The sequence below is a fragment of the Gordonia namibiensis NBRC 108229 genome (assembly GCF_000298235.1).
GTDB lineage: Bacteria > Actinomycetota > Actinomycetes > Mycobacteriales > Mycobacteriaceae > Gordonia > Gordonia namibiensis.
In genome coordinates this window covers 78,906-93,367 of sequence record NZ_BAHE01000061.1, presented here as the reverse complement: position 1 = coordinate 93,367, position 14,462 = coordinate 78,906, and the positions used below count along the sequence as shown (strand labels likewise).

Here is a 14,462-nt window from a genome sequence, read left to right as displayed (position 1 = left end):
CCGGCTACTCCCGGAACTTGGAGAAGCCGATGGTCACCCGCCGGGTACCGTGACCGGGCGTGGTGTCGGCGTACCTGATCGTGTGGGTATCGGTGACGGTCTGGACGATTCGCCATCCGAACGTCGACTCGTCGAGTTCGACATCGGCCACGAGATCGCCTCGGACCTCGCCGACCACACCGTTGGACGCGAGGTGTAGGACGACCTCCATCGACGACCCCTCGGCCGCCGCGGAGATGATCTGGGAACAGATCTCGTCCACCGCGACCTTGGCGTCGATTACATCGTCTAGTGACCAGTCATCGATGTACAGAGCCGTCTCGACCAGAGCGCGCACCAGCGCAAGACGATCGGTAGCCGCCGGAACTCGCAGGATCGTTGGCACGCTGCCATCGATCGATAGCTGAGAGGTGGCGTCAGGGTCGGTCATCAATTGAGTCTTCTTCGCACGTCGAGTTGAGTGGATCTTTGTCGGACCGCTCATGAATGCCCCACGTTGACGTAGTCCAAACTGCGTTTTCCCATTCGTCTTGCCCGCAGCGCTCCCCCGTCGCACGTCTCGACACGTTAGCAGAAACGACCCCCGCGTCGACAATGCTTCGTACCACCCGTAGCGCCCTCAGCTGCGACAACGTCCGCCCCGCCGCCCGCCGACGTTTCAGTCGTCAGCCCCTGAGGTACCCGTAGGTCGACCCTGATGGGTATTCACCACCACCTGGCGAAGGGACAGCTATGCCAGATCTCACACCTGACCGCGAGGTGGCCTCTCGGGAGGCCATCGCCCGCCGGCCGGAGCGGAAGTCCCGCGGCCTGAAGGCCGTCGGCCTCCTCGGATTCTTTTGCCTCGGACTGATGCTCGTGCTCGGCGGCACGGCAATCGCAGCCGGCGCGAGTGACCGCGACGCGACCGTCTGGCTGGCCATCGGCGCAGTCGTGGCGGGCCTCCTGGCCGTCGGCCTCCTCATCGGCAGCCGGGTGCTCCTGCGGCAGCGTGCCGGACGCGATGGCGAACGTGCGCACCAGGATCCGATCCAGCCGGAGACCACGGCCGAGGAGGCCGAACGATACGAGGAGCGGTACCACGACTTCCCCGTCGGCCACGCGGGCAAGCACGAGCGGGCCCGGGAAGAACGGTCCGAAGACCGCCACAACGACGGAAAGGCCTGAAATGCGCGCAGTGACCTGGCAGGGCAAACGAAACGTATCCGTGGAGACGGTGCCCGACCCGAAGATCATCGAACCCACCGACGCGATCATCAAGGTCACCTCGACCAACATCTGCGGTTCCGACCTCCACCTCTATGAAGTGCTGGGCCCGTTCATGAACGCCGGCGACATCCTCGGCCACGAGCCGATGGGCATCGTCGAGGAGGTCGGTTCCGACACCGGCGATCTCCGGGTCGGGGATCGCGTCGTCATCCCGTTCCAGATCTCCTGCGGTGCATGTGGTTTCTGTAATGACGGGCTCATGACCCAGTGTTCGACCACTCGTGTGACCGAACAGGGCATGGGTGCCGCGCTCTTCGGTTACTCACAGCTCTACGGATCGGTGCCGGGTGGGCAGGCGGAGTATCTCCGTGTGCCGCAAGCACAGTTCACCCACATCAAGGTGCCGCTGGAGAATCCGGACTCCCGCTACGTCTACCTGTCTGACGTTCTCCCCACCGCATGGCAGGCGGTCGAGTACGCCGAGATCCCCAGCGGCGGAACGGTCACCGTTCTCGGCCTCGGGCCCATCGGCGACATGGCGGCACGAATCGCCTCCCACAAGGGCGCCCGGGTCATCGGCGTCGACCGTGTGCCCGAACGCATTCGGCGCGCACAGGGCCGCGGTATCGAGACCGTGAACCTCGACGAGGTCGACGACGTGGGCGAGGCGATCCGCGACCTGACCGGCGGGCTGGGCACGGATTCGGTGATCGACGCCGTCGGGATGGAGGCCCACGGGTCACCCCTGAACAAAGCGATGCAGACCGTTGTCGGTCTGCTTCCTGACCCCATCGCGCGCAAGGCGATGTCGGAGGCGGGCGTCGACCGGCTGGGTGCGCTCTACTCGGCCATCGACATCGTCAAGCGTGGCGGGACGATCTCGCTGTCCGGCGTGTACGGCGGCATGGCCGATCCGCTGCCGATGCTGACCATGTTCGACAAGCAGATCCGGTTGCACATGGGTCAGGCCAACGTGAAGCGGTGGGCCGACGACATCCTGCCGCTTCTCACCGATGCCGATCCTCTGGGTGTGGACACCTTCGCCACCCACGAGTTGCCGCTCGATCAGGCGCCGGAGGCGTACGACAAGTTCCAGCGCAAGGCCGACGGCATGGTGAAGGTCATCCTCAAGCCGTGACCCGAAACCGGGGCCCACGCTCGTCGGCGTGGGCCCCGGGACCGGTGTTCGTCAGCAGTCAGCCGTTCGGGCGTTTACCCGATCAGCCGTGAGCCCGCAGGAGAGGCTCTTCGAACTCGTCGTCGGCGACCTCTTCGCGCAGGGTCTCGAGAATCCTGGTCAGGAGCCTCGACACATGCATCTGGGAGATGCCGATCTCGCGAGCGATCTCGCTCTGAGACATCGAACGGAAGAACCGGAGGGTGAGAATAGTTCGTTCACGCTCGGTGAGGCGGGCAAGCGCCGGCCGTAGCGTCACGAACTCCTCGACCATGTCGAGCCGCTCGTCCTCGTCGCCCAGGGTGTCTGCGAGGGTCCAGCCGTCCGTGGACGAACCGGCCTCGGCGTCAATGGAACTCGCGGTGTATGCAGACCGCGCGACCATTCCCTCGATGACCTCTCCGACAGGTAGTCCGAGGTGCTCGGCGATCTCGCTCGGCCGCGGAGACCGCCCGAGGGACTGCAGGAGTTCCTCGCTGGCCTTCGCGATGTTGAGCGAGGCCTCCTGCGCACGACGTGGCACTCTGATCGACCACGTACTGTCGCGGAAATACCTCTTGACCTCGCCCATCACCGTCGGAACGGCGAAAGCGAGGAAATTGTTGCCACGCTCGACGTCGAATCTGTCGACCGCATGCATGAGACCGATCCGCGCAACCTGGCGCAGATCATCAACCGGTTCGCCACGATCGGAGAACCGTCGTGCGACGTGATCCGCAAGCGGTAGGCACCGCTCGATCACCTCGTCGCGTTTTTTGGCACGTAAGTCGTCGTCCCATTCGCTGCGAATCTCACGCAGTATCGGGAGGACGTCGCTGTAATCGTCGTGCTCGGCGCGTTGTGTCGCCATTTGTCACCACCCAGACGTTCAGATCTTGCGACCGATGGGCTGACTGCTGCCCCATCTAGCATGGATTGATGCAGCGCACGCGACTCGACGCGCATCAGGTACTAGACAATCATGTTCTTCGCCACACGTCCACTTTCGGAGTCTCACAATGTGGGATTTTAAGAAACTTTTTACCGTGACCGGATCGGCCTTGTTCGGGTACCGAAGGACCCGTAGGGTGAAGAGTGCGGTTCAGGTAGGAGCTGCGTACACAAGAGCAACAGAGCACCCAAGGCTTGCTGCTCACGCGATATCACGGCTTATCTCCGTTCAGGACGATCGTGAACTTGGGTCCCCGCCTCATCGGGCCGGGCACTTGACAGTTCGATCACCGTCCGATCGTGTCTGTGACGCTCACTACTGAGACGAGCACCTCATGCCTCTTACCACTTCCACCATTTTCCGATCCGCATTCGACGCGGGCGCAGAATCCGCGGAAAGAACATCCACCAGACGGTTCGATTCGGCGAAATCGTATTGTGTGCAACGCTTTTCCGGGTCTGTCGACCGGGAAACAGCAGCGGATTTCGCCGCCGCCCTCGATCGTGTCGCGCGTGACCGTGTCCACGGCGTCGTCCTGGACCTCTCCGCGGTCAGCTTCTTCGGCACCGTCGGACTGGTTCTGCTGCAGACATTCGTCGACGAAGCCTCCACTCGATCGATCCCCGTTGTCCTCGTGGGTGAACGAACCGTCAGCCGTCCGCTCGAGTTGTCCGGCATGGCGGACCACATCCGCCTCTTCGAGAACGTCGATGACGCCGGCCGGGTGCTCACCGAAGGTGAGATCGGACCCTCCACAACGGAATTCGCGGTCTCCGAGTAACACTCGACGTACCGCGCCGCAGGTCACCTCTTCAGGGTGATCTGCCGCGCTATCTCGACCAGCTTGGTGTTCGACTCCTGGGACAGTTTCTTCAAGAGGTCGAACGCTGCCAGTGCGTCGATGTCGAACCGCTCCATCAGGATGCCCTTCGCCTGTCCGATCACGTCGCGATTCGCCAGGGCACTGTTGAACTGCTGGTCTTTCTTGATCGTGTTCCAGGCCAGCGCGGCATGGGTGGCGTAGACGATGCCGATGTCCTCGGCGTGCAGGTCGAAGACATTCGGCTCATCCGCGAAGAGATTGAGCGCCCCGATCGTGTTGCGATTGGCGAAGAGCTGGAATGACAACACCGATCGGATCGGCACCTCGCCCATCGCCCGGCTTCGGTACTTCGGCCACCGTTCGTCGTTCTGTAGATCGTGGACGCGGACGACCCGGTCGTGCAGGGCTGCCGACAGGCACGGTCCCTCCCCGACCTCCGCTTGGATCCGGTCGTGGATCTCCGCGATCTCGTGCGTCGCACCGAAGGACTCGATGGAGCGTCGGTCCGTGGCGACCGTCAGTCCGGCGTACTGAGCTCCGGGGATCTCGGCCACCGCACCTGCGACGATCGTCTTGGCCACCTGTTCGTCGTCGGCTCCGTCGCCGTGCAGCCCTCGTGCCAGCTCCGCGATGCGGAGATGAACGTTGTCGGTCGCCTCGGTCACGATCGAACTCCTCTCAGGCGACCGACCGCGTCACCTGGACGTGTCGGTGGCGCCGTGGTGTTACGGACCCGAATACCCAACGTAGCGCCTGCAGACCTCATGGACGGGGTTTCACGGTCTCTGAACGACGTTCCGCCCATGTACGACGCTCTGGCAGGCTTTGCACCATGCTCCCGATCCTCGACCTCCACGACGCCGACGCCGATCCCGCGGCGTTTCGTGCTGCGCTGCGTGACGCCGCCCACGACCACGGGTTCTTCTATCTGACCGGCCATGGCGTACCGGTCGAATCGCTCACCCGGGTGTTGCGACTGGCGCGTGACTTCTTCGGGCTACCCGAGGACGTCAAGAACGAGATCAGCCAGCTGCAGAGCCCACAGTTCCGCGGATACTCGCGGCTCGGCGGGGAACTGACGAACGGCATGGTCGACTGGCGCGAGCAGATCGACATCGGCCCGGAACGCCCGGTCATCCCGGGCGCCGAGGGGTACTGGCGGCTCCAGGGACCCAACCTCTGGCCGTCGTCGCCGGTCGGTTTCCGGAACGCCTTCGAGAACTGGGGTGCGGCGCTCTCCGAGGTCGGCTTGCGGTTGCTGCGGCACTGGTCGGTATCGCTCGGCGCCCCGGAGTCCTTCTTCGACGCGGCGTTCGCCGAACTGCCGGCGACCCTGATCAAGGTGGTCCGCTACCCAGGTACCGCCGACAGCACCCAGGGCGTGGGCGCGCACAAGGACTCGGGAGTGCTCACTCTGCTGCTCGTCGAACCCGGCTCGGAGGGCCTCGAGGTCGAGACCGCCGCCGGCACCTGGCTCGAGGTCCCGCCTGTCGAGGGAGCGTTCATCGTCAACATCGGCGAACTGCTCGAGGTCGCAACCGGGGGCTACCTCCGAGCGACCCGGCACCGGGTCCGCGCGCCCCGCCCCGGGACCGACCGGGTCTCGATCCCGTTCTTCCTCAACCCTGCTCTCGACGCGGTCATCCCGATCATCGACCTGCCGCCCGAACTGGCCGCGGCATCCCGCGGCGTCGAGGCCGATCCGAACAACCCGATCTTCGACACCTACGGCGAGAACGCCTGGAAGTCGCGCACCCGCGCACATCCGGATGTCGCGGAGCTGCATCACGGGATCACCCCGACCCAACCCGCATCGGTGTACTGACCGTTTCGGTCGCGCTGAGCAGAAATGTCTGCTCGACGCCGTGCGCGCTCTATGGTTTCGGCGTGTTCGACGTACGCAAGCTCGCGGTGTTCACCGAGGTCGTCCGGTGCGGCTCGATGTCCGCTGCCGCCGCGGCGACGCGATACACGACCTCGGCGATCTCGCAGCAGATCACCGCGCTCGAACGCGAACTCGGCCATCAGCTGTTGGTGCGCACCTCCTCCGGTGTCCATCCGACCCCGGCCGGCGAACGACTCGTCGATCACGCCGCCGTCATCCTGACAGCGATCGACGCTGCCGAACGGGACCTCGACAGGGCCAAAGCACCGGAGTCCGGGGTCGTCCGCATCGCATCCTTCGCCAGTGCGGCCTCGGAGATCCTGCCGCGCACCGTCGCCCGATTACGAGAGGCGTTCCCGCGCACCGAGGTACGACTCGTCGCGGCCGACCCCGACGACGGCACCGAACTGCTGCGGGAGGGCGAGGTCGAGGTCTGCGTGATCACCGAGGTACCCGGAGACCGCGGCGACCACCAGGATCTTTGCACCACGGCGCTTTTCGACGACGAGTTCTTCGTCGTGCTCCCGCCCGGCCATCGCCTGGCGAACGTGCGGGAAATTCCCCTCGCCGCCCTGGCCGCGGAGCAGTGGGTCGTGAGCTCGGCGACCGGAACGTGTCCGGACGCACGGGTCTTCCTGGACTCCTGCCGACGGGCCGGTTTCACACCGTCGGTGTCGTTCCGCGCGGAGGACTATTCGACGGTCCAGGGACTCGTCGCCGCCGACCTCGGGGTCTCGCTCGTACCGTCGCTCGCATTGCGCAGTGCGCGAACCGATGTCGTGATCCGCCCGGTCGTCGGTCCGCCACCCGTGCGCCGGATCGCGCTGGCGACGATCACCGAGCCCGCACCCGGGAGCCCGCTCGCCGCCTTGCTGTCGGTTGCGCGCACGATGGGTCCGCCCCGGCCCGGAGGGCAGACCGCCTACACCGTTTCTGCACGACCTGTAAGTGTTGCTTGACGCGGAGCCGAACGGGCCGGGCCGGACCTTAGCGTTGGCGCGAATCGATCGTCCACGAAAGGATCTCGACGATGGCCCCCACGTCCGCCACCGACACTTTCCCGGTCTCCGGGACCGAGAACGTCCCGCTGCTGTCTGATCCCGCATCCGCCCTGGCGGTGGCCGATTCCGTCGCCGCCGCAATCGGCGCCGGCTCACTGCGACGTGAGCTGGACGGGGTGCCGCCGGTCGAGGAACTGCGGATCGTCGCCCGATCCGGCCTGCTGGGTATTCTCGTGCCCGCCGAACACGGCGGGCCCGACCTCCCGCAGTCCGTCGCGGTCGAAGTCATCCGGCGCCTGGCACAGGCCGATTCGGCCGTCGGCCAGCTCCTGCTCTCCCATTTCGTGCTGAGCGCGGGTATCCGTGGGCTGGGTCGTACCGAGCCGGCGCCGACGATCTTCGGCGACATCCTGGCCGGGGCACAGCTCGGCAACGCCTCGGCGGAACGCGGCACCCGGACCGCCGCGGAACGCAAGACCACGGTCCGCAGGCTCGATAACGGCACCTGGCAGCTCGACGGCAAGAAGTACTACGCCACCGGTTCACTGGGCGCGACCTGGATCGGCGTCGGCGCCCGGATCGAGGGCACCGACCACGGTGCCACGGTGTTCGTCCGGGCCACCGATCCGGGTGTGCGCCTGAACCTCGAGGCCTGGTCGTCGTTCGGACAGCGCGGAACCGCCAGCGGTGAGGTGATTCTCGACCAGGTGTCGGTCCCGGATCACCTCGTCCTCGACGAGGGGCCCGACCCGGACCCGGCCACCGCGGCCCCGTCGGTTCTGGGCGCCTTCGACCAGGCCCTGCACACCGCCATCGACGTCGGGATCGCGCGCGCCGCGCTGGCCGATGGCGCGGAGTTCGTCCGGACCCGATCCCGGCCGTGGTTCGAGGCGCAGGTCGAACATGCCGCCGACGAACCGCATGTCGTCCGCCGGTTCGGCGAGCTGACCGCCCGTCTGTATGCACTGGAGGCGTTGCTGGAGAAGGGGGGCTCCCTGATCGACGCAGCCCGGGCGGAGGTCGAGTTGACGCGCGACTCGGCCGCGGCGGCGTCGTTGACGGTGGCTGCGGCCAAGGCTCTCTCCCAGGAGTTCGCGGTCGAGATCGCCTCGGGCGTCCTCGAACTCGCCGGCGCGTCGGCAACCGATCGCAAGTACGGACTGGACCGGCACTGGCGCAACGTCCGGGTCCACTCCCTGCACGACCCGGCCCGGTGGAAGTACGTCCACCTGGGCAACAACACCCTGCACGGCACGCGGCCGCCGCGTCTCGGCGTCCTCCTCTGACCCCGTCGCTCTGCTCCGATCTCCCGAACCACAAGGATCTTCCATGACCAGCTTCTATCTCACCGGCAGCATCAACGTGCCCGATGTCGACGCGGCCTACTCGCTCGTCGGCACCCACCTCCAACCCGCCGTGCTCCGCGTCCCCGACGGCGAGCCCGGCGACCGCGCCAACTGGGTTCTCACCCAGCGCGCACTGTTCCTCGAGAACCCCACCCTCGACGTCGTCGACGACCGTGCCCGGGTGAAGCCCGGTGTGGCAGTCGAATTCGGCGAGGTCGACTACCACTCGACGGCAGCCGCGTCGTACGAGAAGTTCGTGAAGGCCCGCGAGAAGGGCATCCTGGTGCCGGAATCGAGGTTCCTCGTCTCGATCCCGACGCCCTTCAACGCGGTGAACTCGTTTGTGGAGTTCGACTCCCAGGTCGAGGTCGCGCTGGCTTACGAACGTGCGCTACGCGCGAGCGTCGAGAAGCTCTTCACCCTCATCCCGGCGATCGACCTCGCGGTCCAGTGGGATCTGCCGACCGAACTGGCTACCGTCGAGGGCTGGTTCCCCAATCCGTATGCGGGACATGAGGCGATCTTCGCGGCGACCGCACGCCTGGCATCGTGGATTCCCGACGACGCCGAGCTCACTTTCCATCTCTGCTACGGCGACTCGAAGTTCGGGGCGTCGCCGTTCATGGGCGATCCGCCGGACGCCGAAGCCGCCGCCCGGGGCGGCCGCCACATCCTGCCGCGGGACGCGTCGGCCATCGTCACCGTCGCGAACGGCCTGTCGCGGCACGTGAACCGGCCCATCGACGCCATCCACGCCGCGACCGTCGCGGCCTGGAATCGTCGTGCCCACTGGCAGCCGTTGCAGAATCTCGCGGTCGAACCGTCGACCGAGATCTTCCTCGGCCTGCTGCACGCGGAGGACGGCGCCGAAGGCGCCCGCGAGCGTGCCTCGATCGCATCGGAGTTCCTGCCCGGTTTCGGGATCTCCACCGAATGCGGACTCGGTCGGCACTCCCACGCACAGCTCGACGCCGTCGTGACCGCCTACCGCGAACTCGCCGAGAGCCGGGAGCTGGCCTCCGCGTAGCCCGAACCCCCACAAACCCAACCTTTCTCGGCAAAGCCACCGCGGCTGCGGCGGTGGGGGTGGAACTGCCGAACAAGGGTGGGTTTGTGGCGTGCGTCAGACCAGGTCCGACACCGTGGCGTGCTCGTCGAGCAGCGGTGGCGCCGACCGGTACCTCGGCGGGGTGGCGCTCATCCGGATCGGGTTGGCCACCGACCGGAACGGCTCGTCCCGGCGCGGGTCGGCGATCTCGACCACTGGGTCGAGTCCCAGACGTTCGGCGAGCGCGACGGCGTCGGCGATGTCGTTGAGCGGCCCGCACGGCACGCGCCGGGCGGTGAGTGCGTCGAACCAGTGATCGGCGCTCGCCGTCGACAGCGTGTCGTTCAGGATCGCCACCAGCTCTTGACGATTCGCGACTCGGGCACTGTTGGTCGCATACCGTTCGTCCGCGGGCAGGTCGGGACGTCCGAGGACCTCGCACAATGAGGCGAACTGACGGTCGTTGCCGACGGCCAGCACGAACGGACGGTCGGCGGTCCGGAAGACCTCGTACGGCGTGATGCTCGGATGCCGGTTGCCCATGGCGGTCGGCACCACTCCGGCAGCAACGTAACCCGAGGACTGGTTGGCCAGCGCTGAGAGCAGCGAGGACAGCAGGTTCACCTCGATCCGCTGCCCCTCCCCGGTCCGGTCGCGATGCCGCAGTGCAGACAGAATGCCTACGGCCGCATGCAATCCCGTGATGACGTCGACCACCGCGACACCCACCTTGGTCGGGGTCTGCGGGTCGGGGCCGGTGATGCTCATCAACCCGCCGACCGCCTGGATCAGCAGGTCATATCCCGGGAGTTGGTTGTTGCCACCGAAACCGGTCACCGAGCAATACACGACATCGGGCCGGAGGCCGGCCACCGCGTCGTAACCGAGACCGAGCCGGTCCATCGTGCCCGGCATGAAGTTCTCGACGACGACGTCGGCCCTCTCGACGAGGCGTCGTGCCTCCTCGAGCCCCTCGGGATCGGAGAGGTCGATCGCCACCGACCGCTTGTTGCGGTTGACCGACAGGAAGTACGACGACTGGTCACCCACCCAGGGCGGACCCCACGACCGGGTGTCGTCGCCGACTCCGGGTCGCTCGACCTTGACGACCTCGGCACCGAGGTCGGCGAGCAGCATCGTCGCGTACGGCCCGGCGAGCACCCGGCCGAAGTCGGCGATGACGAGTCCGTCGAGAGCGCCGAGATCGCTCACCGGAATGCGGCCTGGCCCGTGAGGGCGCGGCCGATGGTGAGCTGGTGGACCTCGGAGGTGCCCTCGTAGGTGAGGACGGACTCGAGGTTGTTGGCGTGGCGGATGACCGGGTACTCGAGGGTGATCCCGTTGGCGCCCAGGATGGTTCGGCATTCGCGGGCGATCTTGATGGCCTCACGGGTGTTGTTGAGCTTGCCGGTGCTGATCTGCTCGGGGCGGATCTCGCCGCGATCCTTCAGACGACCCAGGTGGTAGGCCAGCAGGTGGCCCTTGCCGACCTCAAGCGCCATGTCGGCGATCTTGGTCTGGGTGATCTGGTAGCCGGCGAGCGGCTTCTCGAAGACCTCGCGGGACTGCGAGTAGTCGATGGCGGTCTCGAGGCAGTCGCGGGCGGCGCCGATCGCGCCGAAGATGATGCCGAAGCGGGCCTCGCTCAGGCTGGTCAGCGGACCGCGCAGGCCCTCGGCCTTGGGGAGCATCGCCGATTCCGGCAGACGGACGTTGTCGAGGACGAGCTCGGAGGTGACCGATGCACGCAGCGACATCTTCTTGTGGATCTCCGGAGCAGAGAACCCAGGGGTGTCGGTGGGGACGACGAAACCGCGGATGCCAGCCGGGCTGTCGGCAAGATCGGTCTGCGCCCACACGACCGCCACGTCGGCGATCGAACCGTTGGTGATCCACATCTTGGTGCCGTTGAGCACCCAGTCTCCGCCGTCACGCTTGGCGTTGGTGCGCATCCCGGACGGGTTGGAGCCGAAGTCGGGCTCGGTCAGGCCGAAGCAACCGATCGCCTCACCCGCGGCCATCCGCGGCAGCCACTCGTTCTTCTGTTCCTCCGAACCCCAGTGGTGGATGGAGAACATCGCCAGCGAGCCCTGCACGGACACGAGGCTGCGGATACCGGAGTCCACGGCCTCGAGTTCGAGGCAGGCCAGGCCGTAGGCCGTCGCGCTCATCCCCGGGCAGCCGTAGCCCTCGAGGTGCATGCCGAGAGCGCCGATCTGACCGAGCTCCTTGGCGATCTCGCGAGCCGGAAGCTTCGCCTCCTCGAACCAGTCGCCGATGTGGGGTCGCAGCCGCGCGTTGGCGAAGTCGCGAACGGTGTCCCGGATCGCGATCTCGTCCGCATCGAGCAACGAGTCCAGGGCGAAGAGCTGCGCCAGGGTGCTGGGTCGGGACATCGGAACCTCCGGGGATCGGGCGTGCTTCTGATCGTACAAGTCTTATGAGAACGTTTGCGAGAACGTTTGCATGGGCTACGGTAGGTGCTCGAACGCGCAGCGTCAACAGCGCTACCGACAGGATGGGGGAGCCAACGTGGCCGGTGGTCAGCGAACGCCGACCCTCAAGGAGATCGCGAAAGCCGCGGGTGTCCACGTGTCGACGGCGTCTCGGGTACTGCGGCAGTCCGAACCCGCGGACGGATGGTCGGAGTCGGCACTGCGTGTCCGCGAAGTCGCCGATCAGCTCGGCTACCAGCGCAACCTCTGGGCCGCGAGTCTCCGCACCCGCAAGACCACGACCCTCGGCGTCGTGATGACCCGACTCACCGACGGCGTGGTCGCCACGACCTACCAGGGCATCGAGCAGGAGGCGACGCGGGCCGGCTACTCGGTACTGCTCTCCAGCCCGCCCGACGACCCGGAAGCCCAGCGCGCGGCCATCGAGCTAGTCGTCGGGCGCCAGGTCGACGGCCTGCTGCTCAGCGGTCTGCACCGACCGGGTAAGGAGTTCATCGCCTCGCTGCGGGTCGGCGACCTGCCGATGATGACGCTGACCCGGCACGCCGACGCCGGGCTCCCCTTCGTCGGCGGCGACGACGTTCGGGGTGGCGCGCTCGCCGCACGTCACCTGATCGATCGCGGGTACACCGACCTCGCCGTCATCGCCGGCCCGGCCCACGCCACGACGGCGACGGATCGACTCGAAGGCTTCCGCAGGGAGGCTGCCGCGGCGGGGATCGCACTCCCCGAGAGTCGGGTCGTCGCCTCGAGTTTCGAGGTGCGCGGCGGCACCGAGGCCGGGCGCATGCTGCTCGACGCACCGGACCGGCCGAGGGCGATCTTCGCGGTGTCCGACACCATCGCCGTCGGCGTCCTCGGCGTCGCCCGCGACCTGGGACTCCGCATCCCCGAGGACCTGGCCCTCGTCGGCTACAACGACATCCCCATCGCGGCGCAGCTTCCCGTGCCGCTCACCACGATCCACTCCCCCGCTCTGGAAATCGGCCAGACCGCGGTGCGCGGGTTGCTCGATCTGACCGCGGGTCGCGAAGTTGAGTCCCGACGCCTGCCGGTCGAGCTGATGGCCCGCGGCACCACCTAGGAACGCGGCACCGGGTGAGAGCGCGGCACCGGTCAGAAGTGCTGCGCACCACCGTCGATCGAGATCTCCTCGGCGGTGATGAATTTCGACTCATCCGACGCCAGGAACGCCACCACGTTCGCGACCTCCTCGGCCTCGGCGGCGAACTGGTTGAGGAACGTCATACCCATACCCGCCAGCCGCGGATTGGCCTTGTCGGTCTCCTCGATGCGTTCGACCATCCGGCCCGAACCCATCGGCGTGATCACCGCACCCGGATGGACTGTGTTGACCCGAATGTCGTGTTGTCCCAACTCCGCCGCAAACGCACGCGACATCCCGACCAGCGCGTGCTTGCTCGTCGTGTAGTGGACCATGAACGGCTGCAACTTCTTTCCGGCCAGCGAGCTGGTGAGGATCACCGACCCGCCGCCGCGGTCGATCAGATGAGGGGCCGATGCGGTCACGGTGTTCCAGACCCCGGTCACGTTGATGTCCATGGTGTCGGCGAAGCTCTGCGGCGTCACCTCGTCCCAGGTCTCCGGGATGCAGATGCCGGCGTTGGCGACCACGACGTCCAGCCCACCGAGGGCCTCGACCCCGTCGCCGACCGCGGCGCGGAGTCCGTCGAGATCGCGAGTGTCACAACGGGTCAGGGTCGCCTTGACGCCCAGATCCTCGACGAGTCGCCGGGTCTCGGCCAGATCGTCTTCGGTGGCAGGTTCGTACGGTACGCCTGGCAGTGGTCCGGCGAGGTCAACGCCGATGATGTGCGCTCCCTCGGAGGCCAGTCGTACCGCATGCGCCCGCCCTTGACCCCGCGCAACGCCCGTGATGAACGCGACCTTGTCTGCCAGCCGTCCCATGTCGCTCCCCGTCCGCCGGATGCCGGGGCCGGTCGGCCCCCTCGGCGCGACTCTACGGATTGACGGCGGCTGCGCGGGCGGACTCGAGAGCGAATAGGTTCTCGTCCCACCCATCGGCGAGTGGGCCGAAGAAGTGAAAGCGCACCTTCTTCACCCGGTACAGCCACCGCCCGTCCCGTTTGACCAGCTCGTCGGTGTAGCGACCGGCGGCGATCGACGCGACGCCGTCGAGCACGCACGGCTGCCAGAGGAACGACCGCGCCGTCGCCTCGTCACCGTCGATGTCGATCTCGAGGTTGGTGATGAAGTGCCAGAACGACGCGAGTCCGCCATCGGCGAGACCGGCGAAGAAGGCCCTCATCTCGGCCTTGCCCTTGGGATTCGACAGACCGTCGAACTCGCCGTCGTCGGTGAAGAGTGCCATCAGCTCGTCCCAGTTCCCGTCATCGAGATGACGGCAGTACCGGGCGTCGAGCGTCCGAATGGCCTCGATGTCTTCCAGGCGGGTCAGCCGCGCCGCCAGGCCGGAGTCGGTCGTCATGGTGCCTCCATTAACGTGCGTTCACGTGTTCCACACCATAAAGCCGCGGAATCCGCAGGTCAACAGCGCCTGGCACCGCCGTCGTTGCTGGTGACATCACTTCGACCTAGTCTGAG

The 14,462-nt window shown here is 66.8% G+C and carries 15 protein-coding genes; 8 read left to right on the top strand and 7 right to left on the bottom strand.

All coding sequences use genetic code 11. The features are described 5' to 3' along the window. Positions 1-4: 4 nt before the first annotated feature. Positions 5-430, bottom strand: coding sequence for an ATP-binding protein (locus GONAM_RS22075; RefSeq protein WP_006868974.1), 426 nt, complete (start codon positions 428-430; stop codon positions 5-7). Between the two features lie 302 nt (positions 431-732). Here GONAM_RS22075 and GONAM_RS22070 point away from each other — a divergent pair, with 302 nt between their 5' ends. Continuing rightward, positions 733-1,167: a hypothetical protein gene (locus GONAM_RS22070; protein WP_006868973.1), complete on the top strand. Its 435-nt coding sequence runs from the start codon at positions 733-735 to the stop codon at positions 1,165-1,167. 1 nt (position 1,168) lies between these two features. Continuing rightward, complete coding sequence (locus tag GONAM_RS22065; protein ID WP_006868972.1) at positions 1,169-2,347, top strand: zinc-dependent alcohol dehydrogenase; 1,179 nt, start codon at positions 1,169-1,171, stop codon at positions 2,345-2,347. Between the two features lie 82 nt (positions 2,348-2,429). Here GONAM_RS22065 and GONAM_RS22060 read toward each other — a convergent pair whose 3' ends face one another. Next, positions 2,430-3,236: an RNA polymerase sigma factor SigF gene (locus GONAM_RS22060; RefSeq protein WP_006868971.1), complete on the bottom strand. Its 807-nt coding sequence runs from the start codon at positions 3,234-3,236 to the stop codon at positions 2,430-2,432. A 520-nt stretch (positions 3,237-3,756) separates the two neighbouring features. Between GONAM_RS22060 and GONAM_RS22055 the strand changes: the two genes are divergently transcribed. Next, on the top strand, positions 3,757-4,098 hold the full coding sequence (locus GONAM_RS22055) for an STAS domain-containing protein (protein ID WP_006868970.1): 342 nt from the start codon (positions 3,757-3,759) through the stop codon (positions 4,096-4,098). 23 nt (positions 4,099-4,121) lie between these two features. On the opposite strand, the gene GONAM_RS22050 is transcribed toward GONAM_RS22055, so the two are convergent. Beyond that, entirely contained in the window at positions 4,122-4,805 is a 684-nt protein-coding gene (locus tag GONAM_RS22050) for a GAF and ANTAR domain-containing protein (RefSeq protein ID WP_006868969.1), read from the bottom strand. Positions 4,806-4,972: 167 nt separating this feature from the next. Here GONAM_RS22050 and GONAM_RS22045 point away from each other — a divergent pair, with 167 nt between their 5' ends. The 4 genes from GONAM_RS22045 (at position 4,973) to GONAM_RS22030 (ending at position 9,399) form a co-directional block, all read left to right on the top strand. Then, the gene (locus tag GONAM_RS22045) at positions 4,973-5,965 is read left to right on the top strand and encodes an isopenicillin N synthase family dioxygenase (protein WP_006868968.1); all 993 of its coding nucleotides are present in this window, start codon (positions 4,973-4,975) and stop codon (positions 5,963-5,965) included. Between the two features lie 62 nt (positions 5,966-6,027). Continuing rightward, a complete protein-coding gene (locus tag GONAM_RS22040; protein WP_006868967.1) occupies positions 6,028-6,984 on the top strand; it encodes a LysR family transcriptional regulator in 957 nt (318 codons plus the stop codon). A gap of 71 nt (positions 6,985-7,055) precedes the next feature. Further along, positions 7,056-8,312 (top strand): acyl-CoA dehydrogenase family protein, encoded by a 1,257-nt coding sequence (locus tag GONAM_RS22035; RefSeq protein ID WP_006868966.1) that lies wholly within the window; start codon positions 7,056-7,058, stop codon positions 8,310-8,312. 43 nt (positions 8,313-8,355) lie between these two features. Then, positions 8,356-9,399, top strand: a complete 1,044-nt coding sequence (locus GONAM_RS22030; protein ID WP_006868965.1) for a hypothetical protein — start codon at positions 8,356-8,358, stop codon at positions 9,397-9,399. A 96-nt stretch (positions 9,400-9,495) separates the two neighbouring features. Here GONAM_RS22030 and GONAM_RS22025 read toward each other — a convergent pair whose 3' ends face one another. Beyond that, positions 9,496-10,632 carry a CaiB/BaiF CoA transferase family protein gene (locus GONAM_RS22025; protein ID WP_006868964.1) on the bottom strand — a complete coding sequence of 379 codons (1,137 nt, stop codon included), beginning with the start codon at positions 10,630-10,632 and terminating at the stop codon, positions 9,496-9,498. Beyond that, positions 10,629-11,816 carry an acyl-CoA dehydrogenase family protein gene (locus GONAM_RS22020; protein WP_006868963.1) on the bottom strand — a complete coding sequence of 396 codons (1,188 nt, stop codon included), beginning with the start codon at positions 11,814-11,816 and terminating at the stop codon, positions 10,629-10,631. Before GONAM_RS22020 ends, GONAM_RS22025 begins: the two co-directional genes overlap by 4 nt. Before the next feature lie 136 nt (positions 11,817-11,952). Between GONAM_RS22020 and GONAM_RS22015 the strand changes: the two genes are divergently transcribed. Next, positions 11,953-12,960 carry a LacI family DNA-binding transcriptional regulator gene (locus GONAM_RS22015; RefSeq protein ID WP_006868962.1) on the top strand — a complete coding sequence of 336 codons (1,008 nt, stop codon included), beginning with the start codon at positions 11,953-11,955 and terminating at the stop codon, positions 12,958-12,960. Between the two features lie 32 nt (positions 12,961-12,992). On the opposite strand, the gene GONAM_RS22010 is transcribed toward GONAM_RS22015, so the two are convergent. Both GONAM_RS22010 and GONAM_RS22005 read right to left on the bottom strand, forming a co-directional pair. Next, the gene (locus GONAM_RS22010) at positions 12,993-13,805 is read right to left on the bottom strand and encodes a mycofactocin-coupled SDR family oxidoreductase (RefSeq protein WP_006868961.1); all 813 of its coding nucleotides are present in this window, start codon (positions 13,803-13,805) and stop codon (positions 12,993-12,995) included. Between the two features lie 52 nt (positions 13,806-13,857). After that, complete coding sequence (locus GONAM_RS22005) at positions 13,858-14,346, bottom strand: nuclear transport factor 2 family protein (RefSeq protein ID WP_006868960.1); 489 nt, start codon at positions 14,344-14,346, stop codon at positions 13,858-13,860. Positions 14,347-14,462 lie beyond the last annotated feature (116 nt).

Excerpts from the sequence above, each read along its gene's own strand:
- GONAM_RS22075 (WP_006868974.1), bottom strand. The coding sequence starts at position 430 with ATGACCGACCCTGACGCCACCTCTCAGCTATCGATCGATGGCAGCGTG.
- GONAM_RS22070 (WP_006868973.1), top strand. The coding sequence starts at position 733 with ATGCCAGATCTCACACCTGACCGCGAGGTGGCCTCTCGGGAGGCCATC.
- GONAM_RS22065 (WP_006868972.1), top strand. The coding sequence starts at position 1,169 with ATGCGCGCAGTGACCTGGCAGGGCAAACGAAACGTATCCGTGGAGACG.
- GONAM_RS22060 (WP_006868971.1), bottom strand. The coding sequence starts at position 3,236 with ATGGCGACACAACGCGCCGAGCACGACGATTACAGCGACGTCCTCCCG.
- GONAM_RS22045 (WP_006868968.1), top strand. The coding sequence starts at position 4,973 with ATGCTCCCGATCCTCGACCTCCACGACGCCGACGCCGATCCCGCGGCG.
- GONAM_RS22035 (WP_006868966.1), top strand. The coding sequence starts at position 7,056 with ATGGCCCCCACGTCCGCCACCGACACTTTCCCGGTCTCCGGGACCGAG.
- GONAM_RS22030 (WP_006868965.1), top strand. The coding sequence starts at position 8,356 with ATGACCAGCTTCTATCTCACCGGCAGCATCAACGTGCCCGATGTCGAC.
- GONAM_RS22020 (WP_006868963.1), bottom strand. The coding sequence starts at position 11,816 with ATGTCCCGACCCAGCACCCTGGCGCAGCTCTTCGCCCTGGACTCGTTG.
- GONAM_RS22010 (WP_006868961.1), bottom strand. The coding sequence starts at position 13,805 with ATGGGACGGCTGGCAGACAAGGTCGCGTTCATCACGGGCGTTGCGCGG.
- GONAM_RS22005 (WP_006868960.1), bottom strand. The coding sequence starts at position 14,346 with ATGACGACCGACTCCGGCCTGGCGGCGCGGCTGACCCGCCTGGAAGAC.